Source organism: Nannocystis sp. RBIL2, assembly GCF_026626745.1.
Taxonomy (GTDB): Bacteria; Myxococcota_A; Polyangia; order Nannocystales; family Nannocystaceae; genus Nannocystis.
Map to the genome: position 1 here is coordinate 1,693,675 of NZ_JAPNJW010000001.1, position 22,457 is coordinate 1,716,131.

Genomic DNA, 22,457 nt, shown 5'->3' on the forward strand with positions numbered 1-22,457 from the left:
GCCTCCGCAGTCGCGGCGAAGCTAGCACGCGGCAGCGCTCGGTTGGCGGCGTTCGGTCGCGGCCGCTGCCTCTGCGTTCGCGGACGCCGTCACCCACCATTCACGCGAGCGGCAGGTAGAGCTCGGTGTGCAATTGCTCGGGCGGCGCGTTGGTGGGGTTGTTGCGATACACCTCGTAGCTGTGGCCCTCGCCCACCCGCTGCCCGCTGCGCGGCAGCCATTCGCCCATCAGCCGCGACCAGGCGTCGCCGAGCTGGGTGTACGGGCCGATGTGGGTCGTCCGCGCGTAGCGACCGGCGGGGAGGCGCTGCTCGCCGAGGCCGGCCGGCAGATCCAAGCCCTCGGGCACCACCAGGCCGGCGTCCGAGCGCAGCTGCTCGGGCGGGGTGACCTCGGGGTCGTCGTAATAGATGGCGACCATCGCCGCCGCAGGGGTTGCGAACAGCCCGGCCGGCCCGGCCAGCGCCCCCAGACGAGCGAAAGCCTCGGAGATGCGATTGTAGGGACCGACGTGGGTCACGGTGGCGACCCGCAGGGCGGGCTTGGTCTCGATGTCGACATTCATGATGGACTCCTTGGTGGCAATATGAACAGTGAGCGCGCGCGTCGGGTCGTCGCAGTAATGCACGCCCGACGGCGCGGCGAGCTCGGCCTGCGGCGGTCGCACGCAGCCGGTCTTCGGATCGGTGACGCCGTGACGGAACGCCGACGGCGACGCGCCGTAGGCCTGGCGAAAGGCGCGGGTGAAGGCCTCGTGGGTCTCGTAGCCGGCGTCGAACGCGATCGCAGTGACCCCGGCGTCGCTGGTCAGCAGCGCCCGCGCGGCGCGCTCGAGTCGCAGACGCCGGTGCATCTCGAGCGGCGTCTCGCCGACCATGCCGCGGAACACCCGGTGGAAGTGAAACGCGGACAGCGCGGCCCCGCGCGCCAGCGCTGACAGGTCGAGGGCCTGGTCGAGCGTCTGCGAGATCTGGACGACCGTGCGCAGCACCGCCGCCTCGTAGAAGGATTGCGTCTCCGCCTTCACGCCCCGAGTCGTAGCCCAGCCCGGGCCCCTCGACTTGACGGCCCTTGCGAATTTGCCCGGACCTCGCTCAGGACGGCGGAATTCCGCCCGTCACGGCCACCAGCGAAGAGAGTGCGAGATCGCGCACATCGACCTCGGCGATCGGCGGCAGCCACCAGCGGCAGCGCGGGCCGGGCGTCACCGCCAGCGCCACGCGGTCGGGCTGCACCGCGTCGAGCTGCCAGCGCCGGCAATCGTCGCGGAACAGCACGATTCGCGGCGAGGGGTCCGTGATTCGGCGGCGAATGTGATAGCGGGCAGTGGACGCGCCGGCGAATCGACGCGGCAGCTCGGCGAGGCCGGCGTGCGCGCGCGCGGCCCATTGCATCGCGGGGCCCTGGGCGAAGCGCGCGACGTCGACTGTGACCTCGGTGCAATCCTCGGCGGCGTCGCAGACCGCGAATCGCGCCAGATCGAGGGTCGGCGCGAGGGCGACGATCACCGCCGCATGCGCATCGTCCAGCGCGACGACGCGCCATTCACTCGGCAGCGGATCCGGCAACGCCGCTCGCTCGGCGCGGACGATCAGCAGGTCACGCGTCTCCTGCCCGCCCACGCGACCATCGGGCGGCTCGAGCGCGGCCAGCGTGGACACGAGGTCGAACGCCCGCGGGCCGCGGACGTGGCGATAGAGGTCGCCGAACGCCAGACCGCGGCCGTACAGCTCGCGCCCGATCGCCTCTGCCTCGACCAGACGAAATTGCCGATCGAAGGCGCGTTGCGCGGCCCACAGCCCGACGTGCCCTGCCACCACCAGGCCCGCGAGCGCGAGCTGCAACTGCCGCGAGATCCGCGGGCTCAGGCCCAGGCTCACCACGAGCGCCGCCGGCGTGACCACCGGCGCGAAGTAGCGCGGGTCGAGGCCGTGGCCGCTGATCAGCGCCAGCAATGGCAACACCACGAGGCAATGCAGGCAGGCGAGCACCGCGATGATTCTCGCCCGTCGCGGCCCCGATTCGGCCAACCACCGCCGCGCCGCCAGGCCTGCCGCCAGCGCCAGCGCCAGCCCGGCGGAGCCCGCGGCGGCGTGCGGGGTGAGAATGGCTCGATTCTCGACGAACGCCCCTGGCGAGCTCGCCGCGAGCACTCCGACGAACACCGCGCCCGCGGCCGGCAGCGCCAGCCCGGGGCGGCGCGCCGTCGCGGCCGCCGCGAATACGCCGAACGGGACCAGCACCGCCGCGGCGACGTGAATGTCGACCGCCAGGGCCAGCGCGGCCGCGGCTGCGATCAGGGCCGCTGCCCCGCCGGTGCGCGCCCCGTGCAGCAGGGCCAGGAATGTCAGCACCAGCGCCAGCGGCCACGGCGTCGGGTTCCACAGCCGGGGGTAGCCGATCGTCAACAGGGTCGCCGGGAGCCACAGCGCCCATGTCAATGCATTCGCGGGGGCGCCGAGGCGGCGCGCGACCAGCGGGACGAGGGCGGCCGCACACGCCACCAGCAGGTCGGCGACGTGCTCGATCGCGGCCAGGTCGCAGCCGAGGTGCTCGCGCAGCTCGAGCAGGCGCGACCAGGTGGTGCCTTGCACGAGCCCGGCGAAGCTGCTGCGCGGCCCGGCGCCTGGGCATGGGCCGCCGAGCACACAATCGCGGGCGATCAGCAGATCGCGGGCGGTGTCGAGGTGAAGCGGCGCGTGGGCGCGAAAGCTGGCGAGGAGCGCCCACGTGCCGGCGAAGTAGGCCAGCGACGCGCGCCGGCCCAGCGTCACTTGTGGGTCTCGAGCCACTTGTGCATGAACTGCCGAAAACATGAGCAAGTCCCGCGCCAGCACCCGCGCAGCCCTCGAATCTCTACCATGGCGCGGGCTTGCCCTCGCAAGAAGTACTCTGTTGCCCTCTCGCTTGCTCTCGCCGCCTCTCCCTGTCTGTGACACAGATTGAGTCTGTCACACGAATAGTTTTTCGTGATTGCATCATTCGCCATTCCCCTGGGCAGAAATTATCCCGGCTCAAGACCGACAATTTCCGCGCAAATTCGAGCTTTCGCACCTATCTCCTCGGTGTTGCCCACAACGTCTTCCGTTCTGATTATCGGCGAAGATTCACCGAGCAGCCTCTGCTAGCGTGTCGAGGTGCTGTCGCTCGTGACCCGACGGCTGACCGCCTCTGAGAGGGCGGAGTTCGAGGCCGAGCGCGCGCGGCTGGTCGTCGCACACGTCCGTGAGGAGGAGAACTTTCGCAGGGCGACCCACGGCGGCGCCCGGTCGATGCTGTGGATCGTCGGTCTCTTCGCCGCGCTCGCCGCGTTCAACGTCCACACGGGCCACCTCGGCGCCGCAGCGGCCGCTGGCGTGGGGGCAGCAGAATTCCTGGGCATCGCGGCGTGGCTCCGCTTCAGGTCCACGTCCACCTCGGTCCTCGACGTGCCCGCGGTCGTGCGCCTCGACGAGGTCCTCGCCCGCGACGAGGTCGTGGTGCTCGAGATCCGCGCCGACGCCGCGGTCACGGTGCATGCCGTCGACGGCGACGACGCGCCGAAGCTCGTCGGCGATCTGCTGCGGACCGCGGCAGACCAGGTGGTCTATCTCAGCCGCGCGATGTGCCCGGACGTCGACGCCGAGCGGCTACCGAACGCTCACGTCAGGATCACCTACTCCCCGACGCTCGGGATCCGTCGCGTCGAGCTGCTCGGCGAGCGCATCACGCCGCTCGCGGCCCTCAACGACGCCACCAACGAGGGACTCTGGCGCGACGAGGACGCGATCGTCTGGACGCCAGGCGAGGAGCACTGCGAGCTGCTCGACCTCGACAAAGCCAGGCTGTTCCCGATCGTAGCCTCCGTGCGCGTCGAAGAACTCGCAGCCGCGCTCGTGAATTGCGCTTCTCGGTAGATGGTTCCATGCAGCAGCTGGGCGAGCAAACGCGACAGGAGCCGAACTCGTCAAAGACGAGTCCGGCGCTCCGGGTCGCAGGACTGCAGCGCGATGGGGCTCGTCTTCACGCGGGGGTGCAGCCGGCAGGCAGGACGTCCTCGCCGGGGAGGAGGAGGCAGAGGCTGCCCCGGTACACTGTGGCGAATTCGTCGCGAGTCATGGTGCCGGCGCGCAGCTTGTTGAAGACCGAGTCGAGGGCCCCCACCTCCCAGGTGAAGTCCTCCGGCCGGATGCCGACCTCGGCGGCCACGCGCGCGAGGCTGAGGTTGGCCTCGAACTGCTGCGACAGGCCGTACATCGGCTCCGGCGTGGGATCAGAGATGCCCATCTGGGCGAGCAGACCCTGGAACTGTTGGGCGTCGAAGCCTTGTCGGGCGACGGCGCGGTCGGGATCGGAGAACAGGAGGTCGATCAGGTCGCGCTCGGCCTCCTGAAAGTTGCTCTCGGTATTTTGATAGTATGCGTGAAACTCGTCCGCCTTCGTGATGATGCCCGTGGCGTGGCACGACATGCACGAGAGCCCCACGCGGACGACGGCGTCTCGCTGGCCCAGATCTTTGACGATGTTCGTCGGCGCCTCGGCGACGAGCCGATCGGCGCTGTCGGAGATGGCATAGCCCTGAAGGCCGTTGGGCAGCGTGAAGATCATCTCGCCGCCGTCGGCGACGAAGTCGGTCGGGTTGTTGAAGAGGTTACCCGTGCCGCTCTCGTCGGCAAAGTCGAAGCTGCGGTAATAATAGGAGCCAAAGGAGAGGCCCGCGTAGCGGTCGAAGGCGCGGTTGTTCTGCGATACGCCCGAGTCCTGGATAATGACGCGGAAGACCTCCCCGGCGGCGATCGCAGCGGCCCGATCGGTCAAGCCGATGAACGGCAGCCGCTCGAGCGCCGCGACCGAGTTTTCGGGCGCCTCGGGGTGCGGGAGCTGCAGGATCTTGTAGTAGAGGTTCAGGCCGGGGTCGACGCCGGCGAGCGCCCCGCCCGCGGCGATCTGCAGGAAGCTGTCGGCCGGTTGGAAGGCGAACGAGGTGCCTGCGAGCGCGCGGAGGTCGTCGGCGGGGCCGCGCTCGAACGCGACGGCGAACGGATTGATCGAGGCGACCGTGTCCCACAGGTCGCTATCGACGAAGTTGGGGTTCTCGTCCCAGCCGTAGTCCCGCAGGTCGATGCGGTAGATGGTGCGGCGCTCGTCGATCGCGACCGGCTCGGCCAGAGTCGGGCGCAACGACAGGCTGTTGACGCCCTTGGCGATGGCGCCCCGGTACAGGTCGAGCTCGCGGTCGCACATGCCCGCGTTGTGGAGATGGGTGAGGGTGAGATAGCGAATGTGGATTCGATCGGCGTTGTCCACCCGCTGGAAGATGTCGCCGCTCATCGCTTCGATCATGTCGTTGAAGCCGACGAAGTCGTTGGCGCAGGCCTGCCCGCCCGGGAGGGCGCCGGCGGCGATCCAGCGCCGCACCAGCTCGATCTCCGCCGCCGATGGCCGGTTCGCCACGCCCGCGGGCGGCATCGGGCTCGCCTCGTCGGTCATCCGTTGATACACCTTCGAGGCTTCGGGCTCGCTGGCGACCACGAGGCCATGCTCGACCAGCGCGGCGAGGTCGTCGATGAAGCGGATGTTGGCGTTGCCGGGGCTGTCCGATCCGTGACAGTCGACACAGTAGCGCTCGAACACGGCGCGAGCCTCCTCGGGCAGCGGCGGCGGCGCTTCAGGCAACTCGGGGTCGGGCAACTCGGGGTCGGCCGCGGTCGTGGAGCCGGAATCGGGGGCGTCGGTCGTGCCGTCATCGAGCGGCGCTCCCATGGCGCACCCCGACGCAACGAAGGCATAAAGCAAGAGCGTGGACGCAGCGAGACGGGTCGAGCGGGGGTCAATCATTCGGGGCTCTCCTGTACGACCCTGCTGCAGCAAGACCGGCGCCCCGCGAAAGCGTGGAATTCTCCTGAGATACGAATGGCGCCGGAGGTGAGACCCAAGCGAGATTGGGCCCGGCGCCAAGTTTGTTTGGGTCGGCGCTCAGGAGCGCAGGCCGAGGCGCTTGAGGGCCAGGCGCAGGCCCTCCGGGGTGAGGCCCGCGGCGCGGGCGGCGAGCACCTTGGTCGGGAACCGCGCCAGGAGTTCGTTGAAGTAGGCGCGCTCGAACTCGCCGACGGCGGCGGCGTGAGGGTGCAAAAACCACTCGTTGGCGCTACTGCGTCCGCGAGGTTCGGCGATCAGATCGAGGTCGGCGGGCGAGATCGAGTCACCCTCGGCCAGCCAGTAGGCGCGCTCGATGACGCTGCGCAGCTCGCGGACGTTGCCAGGCCACGCGTGGAGCTCGAGCGCGAGACAGGTCTCCTCCGTCAGTTGCCGGTGGACCCCGGACTCGGCGATGCACGCGGCGAGGAACGCCTCGGCCAAGAACCGGACGTCGCCCTCGCGCTCGCGCAGCGGGGGGACCGCCACGGGAAAGCCGTTGATCCGGTGCCAAAGGTCTTCGCGGAACTTGCCCTCGCTCACCATGTGTTGCAGGTCGCGATGGGTGGCGAAGACGACCCGCACATCGACGCTCCGCGGCCGGTGCTCGCCTACGCGGACGACCTCCTTTTGCTCGAGGACCCGGAGCAGCTTGGCCTGCAGGTCCAGCGGCAGCTCGCCGATCTCGTCGAGGAACAGGGTGCCGCCGTGGGCCTCCTCGAAGCAGCCGTGGGTGTCGGCGACCGCGCCTGTGAAGGCCCCGCGGCGAAAGCCGAACAGGATGCTCTCGGCGAGCTCGCGCGGGATGGTCGCGCAGTCGCGCGCGACGTACGGCCCGGCGCTCCGCGCGGAACGCCGGTGGAGCGAGCGCGCGACCAACTCCTTTCCGCTGCCGGTCTCGCCGATGACGAGGACGCGCGGGTTCTTGTGCTGGGCGATGCGCTCGAGCCGGGCGAACATCGCCCGCATCGCCGGGCTCCGGCCGAGCAGCTCCTCGAACTGGTCCGTGGTCGCCAGCGGCACCTCGACCGCCTCCACGGCGACGAGCTGGATCTGCGTCTCCCCGGCGCGGAAGATCGTACCAGGCTCGATCCAGGCCTCGCGGATGCGATGGGCGCCCAAATAGATGCCGTTGAGGCTGCCGAGGTCGCGCAGGAGGACGCCGCGGCTGGTCCGCACCAGCTCGAAGTGGCTGTTGCTGATGTGGTCGTCGGCGAGGACGAGCTCGTTGACCGCCCCGCGGCCGCCCTTGATCGAGAGCCTCTCCTCGAGGTCGACGCTGATCTCGCGTCCGCGGTCCGGGCCCTCGCACACCCGAAGGATGACGCGCCCCAGCCGGCGCATGCTGCGTCCGGGACCGCGACGGATGAGCAGTCGGGTGGGGAGGCCTTCGCCCGAATCGGGGACGGAGGACGGATCGTCGTTTTGGATCGTCATGGCCGCTGTCGAACCCCTGTCAAGGTTGGAGGGGGAAGCCAACTCGCGTTGGGTCTGGCGCTGGCCCCTGCCCTTCATCGAGTACCATCTAGCCGGAATGCATCAATAATTTTGCGCACAGGGCCCCGCTCGGTCGTTGCAAGAGGTCCGGTGAGGCCCCATGCAGTACACCGACTTCGAATACCAGCCTACGCGAGCCTTTCGTCGCGGCGACATGCCGGCGCTCTTCGCTGCAACGGACGGCGAGGCAGTCGACGCCCCCTCCGAAGAGCCGCTGGACAGCCAGGCCGACCGGGATCTGGCGTTCGCCGATTCCCTCGACGACCGCGGCCGGACCGAGGCGGCTCGCGGTCGTTTTCGAGCCGCGCGCGCCCTTCACGAGCAGGCGATGGAGCTCCGCCGCACGCACCGCGGTGAGGCCGATCCGCGGCTCCTGTGGTCCTTTACGTGGCTCGGTGAGCTCTCGTACCGGGAGGGGCTGATCGAGGAGGCGCGGTGGTTGCTGCAGCAGGCCCACCAGGTCGCCTGCAAGCGCTTCCAGGCCGACGACCTGCGATTCGGCGTGACGCTGCATAACCTCGCCGTCGTCGCCAGCAAGGCCGGGGACAACGGCGAGGCGACCCGTCTTGGGGAGCAGGCCCTGGCGATCAAGGTGGAGCAGCTCGGCTGGGACCACCCCTCGGTGGCCCGCACGCTGTGCGTGCTCGGCAACCTGGCGCGTCGCTGCAAGCGGCGCCGGGTCGCCCTGTGTTACTTCGAGCGGGCGCGCACGATCTACGAGAAGACCGAGGGCGGGGTCAACGCCGGGCTCGCGTCGACGCTGGTCGGGATGGCGCGAGTCCACGTCAGCATGGGCGCGAAGGTGTCGGCGCGATTCCTGCTCGAGCGGGCGCTGCAAATTCGCGAGGCGGTCAACGTCTCGCCCGCCCAGAGCGCGAGCGTGCGGGTGCTGCTCAGCCAGGTCCTCGACGACGACGACCATACTGTCGCGTGCAATCTCGTCCACGCCGCGCTTCAGGAGTACGAGCGTCACGAGTCGCCCCGGCCCGAGCTGGTGGAACACCTGCGGAACCTCGTGCGTGACCACGACTCCCGCCGCAAGGCGGCGAATTGAGGCGTCGATGCGACGTTCATCCGTAATCCCCCTCTTCTTCGCCTCAGCCGCCTGCCTGGCAGCGCCCCGCGGCGCCCTCGCCTGGAACTCGAGTCTGCCACTGCCGCCGCCGCCGCCGTCCGCCCCGACAGCGCTCCCGCCCGCGGTGCGCACTGCGACCTCGCCGCCGCGCGCCGAGACTTCTCGCTCGCTCCGCACTGGACTTCTGCTCGGCAGCGCGATGAGCCAGGCCATCGCGGTGGGCCTGGACCTCACAGTCGCGCGGAGCATGGCGGACCGTTGCGAGCGTCCGGCCGGCACGCTCGAGGCGAGCGCCCCTTGCCAGCCCCCGCGAGACGAGACCCTCGGGCTCGGCCTCGGCGCGTTCGCCTCGTACGTGACGAGCTTCGGACTGGCCGCGGGGTTCGGATACGTGCAAGGAGGCCTGCGGGCGGCCGACGCCTCCGCTCCGCCTCTGCGACGGGTCCGAGCGCTCCCGTGGGTGGGCGGACTCCTCGTGAGCGCGGGGATCCTCGGCGTCGCCTGGTCGGGGCTGGCGACCCAGGGCGCCTGCGATGAGGGCGCCTGCGACCCGCAGCGCGCGCTCGCGGCCGGTCTGCTGCGCGGCGCTTCCATGCTCTCGGCCTCCGTGGGGGTCGGCATGCTCACCTGGCGCGAGGGAATGCGCCGGGTCCATGGCGGCCTCGCGCTGGGTCCCGGGCGCGTCGGCCTCCAGGTGCGGGTGGCATTCTGAAACAATGCGCAACGGCATCGGCGACGTCTGCGCGAGCGACGAGGGCGCGCAGGTCTCGGATGATTTGAAGGATCGTACCATGTCACCGGGTGGCAGCGCGCGCCGCCGTCGCACCGGGCTCTCGCCCGTGCTTGCGAGCGACTGCGGTGAGCACCGCGTCCGCGATGCGGAGCAGGTCGACGCTGAGCCCGCCCTGAACCGTCGGATTGAATTCCCGGTAATATGCAGGTGTCGAGGTGAGGCGCAAGCCAGGGCATAGAGCTCCGCGTAAAAAGCACAGGTGTAAGCCTCCTCCGCCGTAGGCCCCGCCAAACTCGGAGACGGCGGGGTCTTTGCTGCTGACGAGGCCCATGCCGACAGTCACAAACGGGTTGATGGAGAGCGACGGGAGCCGCTTGAAGGGGACCCACTGCAGCTCTGCCTGAACCCCGAAGCTGAACAAGGAACCGGAGCCGGGCCAGTTAGGCTGGGACCCCGGGACCGGGTTCAGGCTCATGTAACTGAAATAAGGTCCGAAGAGGACGCCGACCCGGGAAGAGCCGCCGGGAAAGAACCTCGCCAGCGCCACCAGGCGAAGGTACCACCCACGATGCGTGTAATGACGCGCGAGGTCGTAGTTGTAAAAGGCCGCGGTACCTCCGCCGATCTCGGTCCTGAACGCGAGGTGCCCGAGGTACGTGTTTCTCAGCGGCCCCTTCGGGTCGACCTCGCCGTCGTACGTCACCAAGCCCACGATCGTCTTCGGGCCGACTGTCTCTGTCTTGGGAACCGTCCGCTCGTGCTCGACGAGTTCAGCCTCAATCTCCTGGACTCGAGTGTCCAGGGTAGAGAGCGCCTCCGTCCGGTCGGGCGGGACCTGCATCCGCAAGTCTCGCAGCACTGTAAAGGCCTCGTCCAGGGCTCTCCTCGTCCGGGGATCGCAGCGATAGGACTGACGGAACGCTTCGACAGCTTGGATAGCCAGGGGAACCAAATCGTCCGGCTTGACCTCGAGCTCGATGCGGGCGATGTCGATCCGCGCAACATGGATCTGCGCGACCCGCTCGGCGATCCGCGCACCGTCCGGATCGCGGACCCCGGGCTCCTTGCAGTGGTCCTGAAGCCGCGCCTCCAGGGCCCGAGCGGCGCTGTCCAGGGCCTGCACCCTGGCGATGGCGTCGTTCCGGGCGGCGCCCGCCCGGCAGGGCCAGCCCATGACAGCGCAGAGGGCCAGGGCGGCCGGGGTGTGGAGCGTCCACGCTTTCACTGCTTCACCACCGTGTACCTGAAGGGAAACGTGGCCTGGAGGTCCGTCGCGCCCTCGAACGAGCCCACGAGAGACTCGGCCAGCTTCTCGACGCACCTGTCCTCCTTGAACGGCAACTGCGGGCCGTTTGGATTGACGCGGAGGATCGCGCCGGTCGTGGGGTGGACGTGAAAGACGATCTGGTACTCGGCCCGCTCCACGCTCGAGAGGAAGCTGATCTTGCATTCCGACCTGATCTTGCTGGCGACCCGCGCGGCCATCGCCTTCATCGTCCTGCCGATCGGCAGGAGATCGTCGTCCGAATCGTGATGCTTCGGCGACGGGGTCGGCGACGGCGACGACTGCGGCGGTGCCGGGGCCGCCTCCTTCGTCGTCGGAGTCCCGGACGGGGTCCTCCCTGCCCTTTTTTTGCCGGCGGTTGGCGACTGCGACGGATCGATCGGCGCGGTCTTGCCGGCGATCGAGCGCTCGGGAGCGGGATCCGAGGCATTCTCGGGCTCGGGCTCCTCGCTCGGGATCGCCGCATCCGGGACTGCCGCTGCCGGCTTGGTTTCCACCGGGGGAGGAACCTGGTTATCGACGAGTTCCTCTTCGATGCGCGGACCGGCGCTCCGGTTGATTCCTCCGAGCCGTTGATCGATCCACGTCGTATCGACCGTCATCGCCAGGACCGTGCCCACCGAGCACGTGACCATGAAAGACGCGGCCACGAGCGAGCCCAGCATGAACTTGGTGGCTCCTGATAACGGCAGGGGCGGTGTCGCTACCGGCGCATCCCTCCCGAGCGCCCCGAGGCCCACCATGTCCGGATGGGTCTGTAGAGTCTGCTCCTTGGGCGGCGGGCTCGTCTTGGCAGGGGTGAGGTCGTCCCCCAGAGCTTCAAGACGGGGCGCTTGAGGGGCCGGAGGAGGCGCTGGAGGAGCCGAGGTGGTTTTCGGCGCTGGTGCCCTCTTCGGGGTCGTGCGCTCGGAGTCGCCGAACGACTCCTGCCGGGGCGCCGGCAGTACGATCGCTGGAGGGCCGGTCCTCGGCGGCGGGACGAAAGGACGGGAGCCCGAGGCCCGAGGCGAGGCCGCGGCCGGGTCGCTCATGCCCGGCAGCGATACGGAAGGGCGGCCGCCCGATGCCCCGGGGCCGCCCGGCGGTGGCGCATCCAGTTCCTCGAGGGCGGGGAGGAAACGAGCTGGGCGTGGGATGGAGCGCTCACCTCTCAGATGATTCATCTCGAACGCGATCGAGGTGCTCATCTCCCGCACGGTGTGAAAGCGATCTCTGGGGTCTTTCTCAAGCGCACGCAGAACGATCGCTTCCAGCGGGCTCGGGAGCGACAGGCCCGGAACGCGGACGGCCGGGGGAACGGGCTGCGCGTTCACGTGTTGAAACATCGTGTCGTAGACGTTGTTGCCCCGGAACGGCACGACGCCCGTGACCATCTCGTAGAGCACGACTCCGAGCGCGTAAATATCGACCCGCGCGTCGCAGCTCTTCGAGCCCTGGATCTGCTCCGGGGTGATATAGCAGGGCGAGCCGATGATGTCGTTCGTATTGGAGAGGTTCTTCTGCAGCCCCGACCAATATTGGTCCTGTAAGATCTTGGCGATCCCGAGATCGAGCAGCTTGACGGCCTCGCTCTTGCGGCGCTGCGTGATGAAGATGTTCTCGGGCTTGACGTCGCGGTGGACGATATCGTGGGCGTGCGCGACCTCCAACGCGGCGCACACCTGCTCCGCCAGCCTGAACGCGCGGACCCACGACATGGGCTTGCCTCCGAGCTGACGCAGCTCTTCGCGGAGGCTCTGCCCGACGAGGTGCTCCATCACGAAGAAGAAGAACGGGCCGTCCTGACCGTAGTCCGTCACCCGCACGAGCAATTCGTCGTCGATGCGCGCGGCGATCGCCGCCTCGTTGCGGAAGCGCTCGAGGTCCTTGATATCCTTCGTGTGCTCGGGATGAAGCACCTTGACCGCCACCAGCTTGCCGATGTGCGCGTCGTGAGCCCGGTACACGGAGGCGAACCCGCCGGCGCCGATGGACGCTTGCAGGTGGTACCTCCCCTTCAGGGTGGTCCCGCTAAGATCTGCGATGAGCCGCTTGGTCGCCATGATCTTCCTTGGGCAGTCTTCGGCGGATTGGAGAGCCTCGCTGCTCGTACAGCCGGGCGTAACAGCTCGCTCTTATAGCTCTCATGGGCGAACTTCAAAACAGTACAGGTGGAAGCCGTTTGTACAGTCCCTCGGCACGCCGAGGGTCCATTTCTCACCCGTTTCTTTAATATCGCCTGCAATGGCCTCATCATCATCATCATTGGTCGTCCAACCCGAACAATGATCATTAAGATCGGCAACGGTTCCATCAGGTTTCGTGTTGGTCCAAGCCTTCAGAAGATCGTCCACAACAAGAGTTTCGCCGAATTCATTCACATCAATGGGATTATCCAACATTTCGGCTGTGAGAGCCATGTAACCGTTGGCGACGTTCGTTCCATCTGGCAAGCGGTACCAGCCATTGAACCCCATGTCGCTATTCATCCGGATCGCGGGGGAAGAACTGCCGTCGCTTATCCACGCAACCCACTTTGTGGGAGAGAGCTGAGCCTCGGATGCCGCTGTGCCACAGGCAGCATCGGCGCCGCTGACGCCTTTGAACCGTCCACCCTTGAAATCATCCTGCATCGATGGGCGGAAGTCAGACTTGGTGACAAACACGAGTCTCGGCTCAATGCAATTGTTGCTGCAGCCTTCCTCGTCGTCCTTGTTGCCGTCGTCACACTCTTCGCTGGGACTAAGAATTCCATCGCCGCATGCGATTTTGCAATCAGTGGTGCAATCGTCAGTCTCTTCGGCCGATTTTGGATCAATGTTATTGGTGGCGGCGTCACACTCCTCGACTCCGGTCCGGATCTGACCATCACCGCAGGTCGCGTTCTTGCACGTGGTCAAGCACGCATCGTTTTCCATCATGTTACCGTCGTCACACTCCTCGTCTTCTCCATTCACTAAACCGTCGCCGCACGCCGGCGTCGTCATGCTCGTTTCGGTCGAGTCCGTGGGAGAAATTGTGGAGTTGGTGTCCGTCGCAGCTCCGGTAGTCATGACGTCGGTAGTCACCGTGCCAGTCACCTCGGCATTCGTGGGCAGCGTGCTAACAAAGACGTCACCCGTCGTTTCGCTGTCTCCGGTAGGCGGTTTCCAATTCATGGTGGCCACGACCATCTCGCATAGCCCTTGAGCATTCAATGCGGCCGTAGCGCCACATTCCTGCGGATCGTTGACGCAGCTCAAGGAGATGAACATGGCAGCGCTGATGGCGAGGATATTCGGGAGATGACGGGCCATGGGGTAAATTCCTGCCTGAACGACGGATTAGAAGCCGACCCTCATGTTGAGCCCGGCACCGGTCAGCGAGAGTGCCGGGGAGATCCTGGCGTGGACGCGCGCGTTTTTCTTCTTGCCGAAGAGCTTGTGCTCGACGGGAGACAGCACAATCAGCGCTGCCCCGGAGCCGATGAGCGCGAACCCGAGGACGTTCGCCGTGATAAGTCCGCCGAGGGCCCCGTGTTTGAGCCCTGGCGTCGGCCGATAGATCACGTCCTCGAGCCCGTCATCCGCGGCATGGGAGGCAATCGCGGCGACGAGCCCGAGTGAGACCAGCCCCACGCCGACCCCGAGCTGGGTCTTCCACTGCTTCCCCGCCGGTTTCCGCCCGCTCACGACGCCGTACGCCAGGGCCGCGGCGCCCGCCCCCGCCAATATCGCCCCCGTGTCGTAGAGCCACAAGGCATTCCTCAGCGCGCGGTGGGCCCCCGGTTTGTAACAGAACGCGCCCTCTGTCTCGCATGGTTCATCGAACGAGGCATACGAGGGCTGGAACCCGGCGCCTCCGATGATTATGAGCCCGAGCCCCAACGTGAGGACGGTGCCGCCCCCGATCTTCAACCCGTGCGAGAATTGCTGACGGCTGTCTCGCGCGCCGGACACCCCGCGCGGAGTCAACTCCATCGTCAGCGCCTGCGAGCCTCCCGTCGTCGACACGCTCAGGGTGCGGCTCTCGAACCCTGGGGCGCTGGCGCGCAGCAGCCGGGTCCCGGCCGGCAGGGGAATCGTCAGCTCGCCGGACGGAGGGACGGTGTACTGGGCAGGCTCCCCCGGGCCCTCGGTCGTGACAATGATGCCTCCCGCGACTGCCGCGGGCGGCGAGAAGGTGACCGTCACCGGCATGGGCGCCGGAGCTTCTGCCTTCAGAAAAAGATCGAGGCTCGGCTTCTCATGGCTGCGGACGAGGACCTCGCCGCTCTCGGGCGGATAACCCGGCGCGGCCGCCGAGACCGTCCACGTGCCGGGCTCGACATAAATTACGTAGACTCCAGGCTCGTCCGATAACGCGACCGACTTCGATATCTCTGGCTCCGCCTTCACCGGCACTCGACCGACGTCGGTGGGCGCGCCGCTCGGCTTGAGCTCCAGGGTCAGGGTCAGCTCGGCCCCCGGCGTGCTCCGGACGCGCAACGGTACCGTTCGCTGCTTGAGATCATTCAGCCGCCCGAGGCCCTTCTCCTGCTCGGCGGCCATCATCGTCGGGCGGGCGAGGTATCGTTGCAAGTGGAAATAGGCGTGAGCCTCGTGCCCCGCGAGTTCCCGCGCCATGGCCGCATTGAAGAGGTATCTGGCCTCACGACTCGAGGCCCACAAGTCCTCGTATCGCGCCGCCGCTTCCGGATATCGCTTGCCGTCGAAGGCATCCCTGGCCCGCTTCGCCTCTTCTTTCTCGGCGCTGGCCGCAGGATTTGCAGGACCCTGTGTCAGGCTCGATGCGACGCTCGCGGAGACCAGCGAGTGGCTGAGCAAAAGTTCAAGGACACCGAGCATATGACGACCTCACTCTACCTCATCGATACAGAGATGCCTGCCGCCGGCTTGACGAGAGCAGAGTCGACCAGGTCGGCATCCGCAATCTTTGGGACACGTGTCACAATCCTCTGTCCCCTCGAGGGTCTCGCAGCGACCGTTTCCACAGCGTTCCTGGCTCGACTGCGACTTCTCCGCTGGCTCCACGGGCCGGGGGGCCGCACAGTAAGGGGTGGAAGACTCCTCGGTCAGGCTCTTGATGACGCGATCGAACCCCTCCATGTCGTGGACCTCTCCGACGTGCAGCCAGCGCAGCTTGTCCTTGCAATCCAGCACGAGCGTGATCGGAATCTGAGCGTCCTTCGACAGGAGGTCCAGGGCGACCAGGTTCCGCTGCACTGCGCCGCCGAGGACGTAGTCGATCAGGTGGTAGGGCGCGGATGGCATGATCGCCCGGAGCTCGCTCGAGTCGCCCTCTCCGAGCTGGATCGGCAAGAAACGCACCCGCGGGCCCCAGGCGTCTTGCAGCGCGCGAAAGCCCGGGAACTCCCGCTTGCAGGGCTCGCACCACGGCGCCCATACGTTGAGGATGGAGACCATGCGCTCGCCCCCGAGCGCGCTCCGGAGCCTGGCGAATCCCAGCTTGCCGTCCGAGCTGCGGAACTGGAACTCCTCCGCGAGCAGCGGGCCGACCTCTCGCGGCTTCATCAACCGCCCCTGGAGCGCCCTGTCGCCGGGAACGGGTGCCTGAGCCGCGGGCCCCGCCGATTCCGGGGCCGTGACCGTGTCGGGCACGGACTGACTCACCGCCAGCCTGGGCTCTTCGGGAGGGAGCGAGACCTCGTCTTCCCAACCCCATAACGCCCAGAGGGTGATGCCGGTGAACAGCGCAGCCAGCGCGCCGACGCCGAGGGCGATCCGCGAGGAGTCGATCGGGAGCGCCCCGCGCTCGAGGTGCCCCGACTCGTGATGGTCGATCACGAACCCTCCGAACACTCCGTCGGAATGACGAAGATGGCGACCGAGCGGTTTATCATGTCCTCCATCTCCCTGCGCTCGCTCTGGGTGAGGGCTTGGTTCCTGCCCAACTTCTCCAGCGTCTTGGAGAGGTCGTGGATCGACTGCGAGCTCCATGTGACGGCTGGATAGGAGTACGACAGGAAGAAGTCGAGCTGGAGCGGCCGCACGTCCCCGAGCGCGAATTCGATGAACTTCTTGGACGCCTCGCTGCGCTCGATATGCGTCTCGGCGAGGGCATCGATGAGCATCTGGCGGGCGAAGCGGACCCTCGCCTGGGCGAAGGCGAAGTTCTTGTTCGCGGTCCCACCCCGGCTGGCCCGCCCGACGAGCACGATGTGCCTGGCGCTCTTGAGCTCTTTGCTGAGCTTCTTGACCTCCTCGACGTAGTGCTTTTTGGTCGCCTCGTCGGGCCACAGGTATTTCTGCGCGTCGTCGCCCTCGAGAATGTCGAGAGGCGGGGCATTGGACGGATAGAGGAAGAGCAGCCCGCGCGGGAACTCCTTCAGCAACCTGTCGAAGCCCTGGTGATTGAGGAGGAACTCCTCGACCTTGCTCGCGGGGCAGCTCGAGAGCATCTCGCCGCCCGCGTTCGAGACGCAGGCCGCCTGATGCGCCTGGAGGTCCTTCACGAACTCGATCGACTCCTTGGAACAGGCGGCCTTGTCGAGCTTCGGCGACTGGCACACATTCGCGCCGTCACACGAATTGGGCTGGAGGCAGGCGCACCCGTCGCACGAGCTGCCGACCGCGCACTCGAGCAGCGCAGGCTCCGTGACGCAGGAGCCGGCGCGGCAAACCTTGCCCTCGCCGCACTCGCCCTCGCGATCCCCCCGGCAGGCCGGAATCGTCGGCGTGGTTCCGGGGATGACGAAGGCGAAGACCACGTACAGGGCCGCGCCGAGAAATACGACCATCGTGAAGTAGATGCCGTATATCAGGACGGTGACGCCCACGTCGTCGGCGAGCGCCTGCACCGGCGGCGCCGGCACCGGCGCGCTCGACCGGGGACGAGCCGGCTTCAACAGCGCACGGATTCGCTGCACGAGCTTATTCATGGCCGCGGCTCCTCGCCCGGGACTCCCTGATCTTGGCGTCGATATAGTCTTTCGACTTGGCGCCGCCTCGCAGGCGTAGCGCAGAGCCGAAGGGCTTGCCGTTTCTGGCGGGGATGATGAGCGCTGATGGCGGCGCGGTCAGCTTCATTCGGACTCCGAAATCGATATGCTGGCTGATGCGCTGGAACGTGTCCGGCGCGTTCATACACTCCGTGAGCCCATTCACTCCGTGCTCCCTCGCCAGCGCCTCGCGGTTCTGGACGGAGAAGTACGGCGACGGCTGGTCCTGCAGCGCGAAGAGCCGTTCCAGGTTGACGAACGGGTCGCCGCCGGCCAGCGCGTTGAAGCACTCGAGGGCCAGAGCGCCGCTACACGACTCGTTCTGCCGCAAGGGGCTGCTGTCCAGCGGCCCGCACGCCGGGTCCGCGGACAGGTGGAAGAACTCCACCTGCAGAAAGTCGCGGTGCTCCTGCTGATAGGTCCGCCAGAACTCGGCCTCCCTCCTGCAGTGCGTGCACGCGAGATCGAAGAACAGGGCCACGATCACTTCGGGAGGCCCCTCGCTCGGGAGCTCGAAGGCCGTCTGCGGCAGCGCCCGCAGGTCCTCCTGCTCGCAGCTGAGGCTCGTGTGTTGGTGCCTCTCCCGCAGCGCGTCGGCGGCGGCGTGCGAGTAGAGCCGCTTCTGCACGAGGACGCAGGCGATGAAGGCGCTCAGCACAGCCCAGCAGATCGTACCGCTCAAGAGATCGATCCGGCGTAGCCCGTTGCGCAGGCCGCGGAGTAGCCCCTCCGCGTTCAGGAGCGTCGCGGACAGGAAGATGCCGAAGTTGGCGACGTAAAGGACGGAACAATAGATGCACCAGACCCCCAGGCCGAACCACGCGTACCCGCCGAGGAGCAACGAGCTCCCCAGCCCTGCGACGCCGAGGACCAGGACGGGGAGGCGAGCAGTCGGGGTGAAGGTGAACGGCCAGAGGCCGATGATGACTGCGAGCCCCAGGACGACGGCATAGAACGCAGTTCCGTACACCGAGATCGGTACTCCCAGGACGACCGCCCAGCGATCCGCGAGCGCCACGTCGCAACCCGAAGAGCAGACGTTATGCATGAAGCCGTCACAGCGATAGCTCGTACGGAGCTTCAGGACGGTCAGAAAGATGCTGAACAACAGGGCAGGCAGGCTAAAGAGCATCAACGTCAGCGCCGCGAAGGTCTCTCGCCCGAACTTCCGATAAGACTTCTTGCGCTCGCGTGGCATGCGGATACCCCTGGGCGTTATCGGCATCTTACCCTGTTTTGCGGTACCTCTCTAAAATGAGCACTTCATGCGTCCTCTCCGCCCGCAGACGCAGGGGACCGCGCATGATTTTCGCACTGGCAGCACGTTGCGTATGCCTTGGGCAGGTGACGTGCGGCACGCGAGGTTGAAATGAATGGAGAACAATGGTCAGCTATCTGGAGAGGTTGAATGTGTCGGTCTTCGTATAGATCGGGCCGACGAATCTGTCGAACTTGAGCTGTTCAATAGCGCTAATGGCGCAGTTTGCAGGTGGCTCGCCGATCAACATCGCGGGCCCTTGCATTGTCGCCCTGGCCTTGCCGCGCTGGCCGTCGAGGGCGATCTGAAGCTGGATGCTCTCGCCGCCGATGCCTTGCTTTCCGCACTCTCGGACCTTCCCGCGGATTGTCTCTCGCTTGTTGGCATAGCTGTCGGCGCCGGTCCGCCCCGGCTCGGTGCCCCCGGGCTGCGTTTCGAGGCCGATAGAGTCCGGGACCGCCTCGGGAGCTTTGGCGCGGCTACCAGCGTTATCGGGAGGTGCGGGCTCAGGCTGGCGGCCCGACGTTCTTTCGCTTCCGAGCTCCGGGCCGGGCGTCGGGGACAGAGACGGACTCGGCGGGTGGCGACGGCTCGAGGAGGCCCGGGGCCTCCGTCGTTTCGCGTTCCGGAGGTGGGGGCCAGATGGCCCACAGGAACCCGAAGACGGCAAGGACGAACACGAATGCGGCGATTCGACGAGTCGTGCCGCCCGGCCGCGCGAGTTTCCGGGCCGCTGGGACCCGGACGAGCGTCGACACAGGCGCGGCCGATTCCTGCACGGCGGAGCGCGCGGGATCGGATGCCTCAAGTTGGACCGACCCGATCGCGTCCGGGCTGCGGGCCTCCTTAATCTGCGTCACGTCTTCGAGCGACAACTGGATGGTCCGCTCGGGGTCCTGAACGGAGAACACGAATGCGGCTCCGCCCCCGCCTCGCGCGATGGCGCGTGCTTCGTTGGTGGGAGCCGGAAGCGGCGGGGCACGTCGTCGCGCCGCCACCAGCGTCGATGGCGCGTCGTCGGGAGGGAGGGCAAGGACGGCGCCCCCCTCGCGGCGAGTGACTGCTCCTGCATCGACCGGGTGAGGCGGGAGAGTCGGGGCAGGCCATATCGCTGGCGCGGGCTGGGGTCGCGGTGGTGCAGGGATGGCCGCGGTGGACGCCAGCTTCGCGGGGGGTGCGAGGACTCGGACCCGCGTGGTCTCATCGGCGTCGAGGTGCGGCTCCTCGGGCACGGACGAGAGGGCAGTGGCCAGTGCGCGGGCGTCGGCAAATCGACGCTCGGGGTCTCGCGCCAACGCTTGGGCGACGATGTTTCCTGCGGCGGTCGGCACTCCTGCCGCCTGCAGGGTGACTGCATTGGCGGCGGCGTTGGCAGTGGGCGGTTGGCCGGTCAGCAGCTCGAACGCGATGACACCGAGGCCGTAGATGTCGATGCGGCGATCGGGGGCGACACCGCACAGATATTCGGGCGCCATGTACAACGGAGTGCCGAGCAGAACACCCGTCTGCGTCAGGTCCTGCCGATCGTCTCCCGTCGGCTTGGCGACCCCGAAATCGAGCAGCTTGACGAAATCGGGACGACCGGGCCGCGGGTCGAGGACGATGTTCTGCGGCTTGAGGTCACGGTGGATCACGCCGCGGTCGTGCATGGCGCCGAGGGCGTCGCAGATCTGCAAAACAATCACGCGCATGCGCGTCCACGGGAGCGGGCCCTTGCTCTTCAACAACGACCGCAGGTTCGGGCCCCGGAGGTACTCCATGACGAAGTACAGGTCGCCCGACGGGGTCTTGCCGGTACCCTGAACGCGGACGATGTGATCGTGCTGAAGGGAGCCGATGAGCCGGGATTCGCGGTAGAATCGCGCGATCTCGGAGGCGTCGAGCCGGGCGGTGTTCTGCAGGACCTTGATTGCCACGTCGGTGCCGAGGTGAACATGGCGAGCGCGGTAGACAGTGCCCATGCCTCCACGGCCGAGCGCGTCGAGCACCTCCCACCGCTCCGCGAGGACCGAACCGAGCAACGCCGGGTCGCCTGTCATCGCGCGAGAATAGCCGGTGCATCTGATTGGAGCCAGATCCTCGCGCGCCATCGCCAGCGCGGCCTGCGCATCGATACTCTGTCGAGGTTGCGTCGACCGTACTCGCCCTTGATTCCGTCGAATCAGGGCAGGCGATGGTCCAGTCGGCGCCAAGGCGGAAAGAGTCATGTCCGGGTCCCTGCTGGTGGTTCACTGTTTGGGGGCGGTCGGGAGGAAGACGCTGTTCCGGTCGTTGCACGCGGATGAGAAGAATGGATTCTCTCTGGATTCGGCGACCCGGAGGGCCGTGTCCGCCGCCGAGACGAGGCCGCGGCGCGTGGGATTGGGCGGTGAAGGCGGCGACGGCGGGGACGGAATTCCTGTCCACGGGTCGTAGACGAGGCTGCCCGCGGGGGGCGGCGACGGCGACGGCGGCAGAGCGTCACACCACGCGCGGACTTCGGCGAGCCGCGGGCCGGCCCCCGGGTCGAGCGTGGCGACGATCGAAGTGGCGCACCATGTCCTCGCAGTGTTCCATAACAGCGGGTGGTCGAGGAGGAGGAGGGCGTTCTTGTAGGATCGGACCACCCGCGAGGCGAGCGTCTGCGCGTAGACGAGATAGTGGGGCGCGGTGTGATCGAGGCGCTCGAGGGCCGCAGCCGCGGCCCTGGCCGCCTCGTGATAATGACGTGCCGCCTTGCGATCGCCCTTCGCCTTGAGGTCTTCGGCCTGCTGGAACAGCTCTGTCGCTCTGGCGACGTACGCGTCGATGGTGCCGGCGGGATCCGCCTCGGCCGGCGCTGCGTGGCTCGCTCGGGGTGCCATGACGAGCGCGACGAGCAAACCGAGCAGGCGTGGACCGCGAGCTGGCCTGAAGGACCTGAATTTCTTCTTCTCCCGGTCCGAGCTTCTACTCTCCGCAGATTCTGCGCCGCGCCGGTCGAGCCTCGAGTCGGCTTGCGCGGTGAAGGTCTGGAGGTCCGAGGAATGCGCCTGGCCTCGGCGGAGAGGGCGGGTCGGATAGACATCCCATGCTCGCTCGGTGGACGGGGCGGCAGGCGGACCGCCGGCCGAAGACGGCGCGGTGGTCCAGCGGAAGGCTCGGCGGAGGAGGTACTGGCTCGTGCGCTTGTTGGCCACGCGACGCTCGTTGCACCGCTCGTGCGGCACCAAAGCGCCGGAAACGGCCAGAATTGCTGCGCAAACGGGTGTGGACAAGAACGCGCCGGCGGACGACCCCAACGCCAGTTGGGTCGCGGACCCAACCAGCATTGGGGTTGGCCCAGTCGCTTCGAGGCATCGTCGGCGCGGGCTCGTTCCCGCAGACCACCGCGGTCGACCGACGGGAGCCGCTACGGGCATCCAGACCCGGTGGGCCTCGCGCGCGTCGTCACCGACGGACGCACGCAGCCGGGCCTGTTCCTTGACTACCGCTCCGCCGCGAACCGGCGCTGGGCGAGCGCGCGGCTGCAGGCGACGCACGGGTTCGCCAGCAGGTACCCCGCGGACGACGACGGCATCTGCGTCGCCCTGTGAACCGCCCCCCTAGTCGCGGCTCTGGCGCGTTGCGACATTCATCCGCGGATCCGCGCATGAGCGCGACGAGCTGCACCGTCGTCGACCGGCGCCGGCAGCGGCAATCTCACCGGCTCGTTGTGGGTAGTGTGGTTCTGCGTCCGAGTTATGCGAGCCTGTAGTCCGATCAGCGGATGCCGGCGCTCGCGAGCGCGTCGTGTCGTGCAGGCTTCCATGGCACAATCACGGGCCTCCCCGTGCA

The 22,457-nt window shown here is 67.6% G+C and carries 17 protein-coding genes; 4 read left to right on the forward strand and 13 right to left on the reverse strand.

Annotated elements, in window-relative coordinates; all coding sequences use genetic code 11:
* Positions 1 to 100 precede the first annotated feature (100 nt).
* Both OV090_RS06650 and OV090_RS06655 read right to left on the reverse strand, forming a co-directional pair.
* Positions 101 to 1,027 carry an AraC family transcriptional regulator gene (locus OV090_RS06650; RefSeq protein ID WP_267702654.1) on the reverse strand — a complete coding sequence of 309 codons (927 nt, stop codon included), beginning with the start codon at positions 1,025 to 1,027 and terminating at the stop codon, positions 101 to 103.
* Between the two features lie 67 nt (positions 1,028 to 1,094).
* Complete coding sequence (locus OV090_RS06655; RefSeq protein ID WP_267702655.1) at positions 1,095 to 2,774, reverse strand: hypothetical protein; 1,680 nt, start codon at positions 2,772 to 2,774, stop codon at positions 1,095 to 1,097.
* A 363-nt stretch (positions 2,775 to 3,137) separates the two neighbouring features.
* Here OV090_RS06655 and OV090_RS06660 point away from each other — a divergent pair, with 363 nt between their 5' ends.
* Entirely contained in the window at positions 3,138 to 3,896 is a 759-nt protein-coding gene (locus OV090_RS06660; RefSeq protein ID WP_267702656.1) for a hypothetical protein, read from the forward strand.
* 106 nt (positions 3,897 to 4,002) lie between these two features.
* Here OV090_RS06660 and OV090_RS06665 read toward each other — a convergent pair whose 3' ends face one another.
* Together OV090_RS06665 and OV090_RS06670 are read right to left on the reverse strand one after the other, a co-directional pair.
* Positions 4,003 to 5,742 carry a c-type cytochrome domain-containing protein gene (locus OV090_RS06665; protein WP_267702657.1) on the reverse strand — a complete coding sequence of 580 codons (1,740 nt, stop codon included), beginning with the start codon at positions 5,740 to 5,742 and terminating at the stop codon, positions 4,003 to 4,005.
* 213 nt (positions 5,743 to 5,955) lie between these two features.
* Complete coding sequence (locus OV090_RS06670) at positions 5,956 to 7,332, reverse strand: sigma 54-interacting transcriptional regulator (protein WP_267702658.1); 1,377 nt, start codon at positions 7,330 to 7,332, stop codon at positions 5,956 to 5,958.
* Between the two features lie 214 nt (positions 7,333 to 7,546).
* Here OV090_RS06670 and OV090_RS06675 point away from each other — a divergent pair, with 214 nt between their 5' ends.
* On the forward strand, positions 7,547 to 8,446 hold the full coding sequence (locus OV090_RS06675; protein ID WP_267702659.1) for a tetratricopeptide repeat protein: 900 nt from the start codon (positions 7,547 to 7,549) through the stop codon (positions 8,444 to 8,446).
* A gap of 496 nt (positions 8,447 to 8,942) precedes the next feature.
* Positions 8,943 to 9,179, forward strand: coding sequence for a hypothetical protein (locus OV090_RS06680; protein ID WP_267702660.1), 237 nt, complete (start codon positions 8,943 to 8,945; stop codon positions 9,177 to 9,179).
* A gap of 82 nt (positions 9,180 to 9,261) precedes the next feature.
* Here the strand turns inward: OV090_RS06680 and OV090_RS06685 are convergent, their stop codons facing one another.
* From OV090_RS06685 to OV090_RS06725, 9 genes are all read right to left on the reverse strand, one after another.
* A complete protein-coding gene (locus OV090_RS06685; RefSeq protein WP_267702661.1) occupies positions 9,262 to 10,425 on the reverse strand; it encodes a hypothetical protein in 1,164 nt (387 codons plus the stop codon).
* The gene (locus OV090_RS06690) at positions 10,422 to 12,527 is read right to left on the reverse strand and encodes a serine/threonine protein kinase (protein WP_267702662.1); all 2,106 of its coding nucleotides are present in this window, start codon (positions 12,525 to 12,527) and stop codon (positions 10,422 to 10,424) included. The genes OV090_RS06685 and OV090_RS06690 overlap by 4 nt, the downstream gene beginning before the upstream one ends.
* An 81-nt stretch (positions 12,528 to 12,608) precedes the next feature.
* Positions 12,609 to 13,760 carry a DUF4215 domain-containing protein gene (locus OV090_RS06695; RefSeq protein WP_267702664.1) on the reverse strand — a complete coding sequence of 384 codons (1,152 nt, stop codon included), beginning with the start codon at positions 13,758 to 13,760 and terminating at the stop codon, positions 12,609 to 12,611.
* Positions 13,761 to 13,787: 27 nt separating this feature from the next.
* Complete coding sequence (locus OV090_RS06700; protein WP_267702666.1) at positions 13,788 to 15,269, reverse strand: carboxypeptidase-like regulatory domain-containing protein; 1,482 nt, start codon at positions 15,267 to 15,269, stop codon at positions 13,788 to 13,790.
* Between the two features lie 30 nt (positions 15,270 to 15,299).
* Positions 15,300 to 16,250, reverse strand: coding sequence for a TlpA disulfide reductase family protein (locus tag OV090_RS06705; RefSeq protein ID WP_267702667.1), 951 nt, complete (start codon positions 16,248 to 16,250; stop codon positions 15,300 to 15,302).
* Entirely contained in the window at positions 16,247 to 17,344 is a 1,098-nt protein-coding gene (locus tag OV090_RS06710; RefSeq protein WP_267702668.1) for a hypothetical protein, read from the reverse strand. The genes OV090_RS06705 and OV090_RS06710 overlap by 4 nt, the downstream gene beginning before the upstream one ends.
* On the reverse strand, positions 17,337 to 18,629 hold the full coding sequence (locus OV090_RS06715) for a vitamin K epoxide reductase family protein (RefSeq protein WP_267702669.1): 1,293 nt from the start codon (positions 18,627 to 18,629) through the stop codon (positions 17,337 to 17,339). Before OV090_RS06715 ends, OV090_RS06710 begins: the two co-directional genes overlap by 8 nt.
* A 539-nt stretch (positions 18,630 to 19,168) precedes the next feature.
* A complete protein-coding gene (locus OV090_RS06720; protein ID WP_267702670.1) occupies positions 19,169 to 20,701 on the reverse strand; it encodes a serine/threonine-protein kinase in 1,533 nt (510 codons plus the stop codon).
* 189 nt (positions 20,702 to 20,890) lie between these two features.
* Positions 20,891 to 21,952, reverse strand: coding sequence for a hypothetical protein (locus OV090_RS06725; RefSeq protein WP_267702671.1), 1,062 nt, complete (start codon positions 21,950 to 21,952; stop codon positions 20,891 to 20,893).
* 99 nt (positions 21,953 to 22,051) lie between these two features.
* Between OV090_RS06725 and OV090_RS06730 the strand changes: the two genes are divergently transcribed.
* Positions 22,052 to 22,216 (forward strand): hypothetical protein, encoded by a 165-nt coding sequence (locus OV090_RS06730; RefSeq protein ID WP_267702672.1) that lies wholly within the window; start codon positions 22,052 to 22,054, stop codon positions 22,214 to 22,216.
* Positions 22,217 to 22,457: the final 241 nt, after the last annotated feature.